Source organism: Paraburkholderia sp. SIMBA_027 (assembly GCF_046535315.1).
Taxonomy (GTDB): Bacteria; Pseudomonadota; Gammaproteobacteria; order Burkholderiales; family Burkholderiaceae; genus Paraburkholderia; species Paraburkholderia tropica.
This window is the reverse complement of sequence record NZ_JAWRWY010000947.1, coordinates 1-260: the sequence shown is the minus strand read 5'-3', so window position 1 is coordinate 260 and position 260 is coordinate 1. Positions and strand designations below refer to the sequence as shown.

Here is a 260-nt window from a genome sequence, read left to right as displayed (position 1 = left end):
CAGGTGGCGATGCTCGGGCCAAGCGGCGCAGGTAAAAGTACCCTGCTGAACTTGATCGCCGGTTTTCTGCCGCCAGCGAGCGGTTCGCTGACTATCGACGGCGTTGATCACACCACGAAGCCGCCGTCACGCCGTCCGGTGTCGATGCTGTTTCAGGAAAACAACCTGTTCAGTCACCTGACGGTCGCGCAGAACATCAGGCTGGCGCTAAATCCGCGATTGAAACTGAACGCGGCACAGCAGGAGAAAATGCACGCTAT

General features: G+C 58.5%; 1 protein-coding gene. It reads left to right on the top strand.

The features are described from left to right. On the top strand, positions 1–260 hold a 260-nt coding region (locus tag SB764_RS41910), incomplete at both ends, for an ATP-binding cassette domain-containing protein (RefSeq protein ID WP_410867024.1).